The sequence below is a fragment of the Pseudomonas sp. SIMBA_068 genome, assembly GCF_046534705.1.
Lineage (GTDB): Bacteria > Pseudomonadota > Gammaproteobacteria > Pseudomonadales > Pseudomonadaceae > Aquipseudomonas > Aquipseudomonas putida.
Window position 1 is genome coordinate 1 of sequence record NZ_JAWRYI010000820.1, and the last position, 261, is coordinate 261.

The following is a 261-nucleotide window of genomic DNA, read 5'->3' on the forward strand; positions in this document are numbered from 1 at the left end:
GGGTGAACGTCAGGTCGTCGAGAAACGCCTGGCGATCCACGCCGGCATCCACAAACGCCTGGGACGATGCCAGGCTCGGCGTGATCTCGGAAGCCGTGAGGCCACCGACATCGAGCAATTCGATTTCCACCGACAACGGCTGGTTCAACTTCGACTTGAGGGTCATCTCCCCAAGCTGCAGCGCCTGCGCCATACCGGACGGTTCCAACGATATTCTTGAGCTGGTCGGCCGCGCTTACCTGGCTCCGGGCCTGAACGCAG

1 protein-coding gene is annotated in these 261 nt (G+C 62.1%); it reads right to left on the reverse strand.

All coding sequences use genetic code 11. The annotated features are described in order from the left end of the window. The coding region (locus tag SB756_RS31605; protein ID WP_410913438.1) for a FimV family protein at nucleotides 1-193 on the reverse strand (193 nt) is incomplete at its 3' end. Nucleotides 194-261 lie beyond the last annotated feature (68 nt).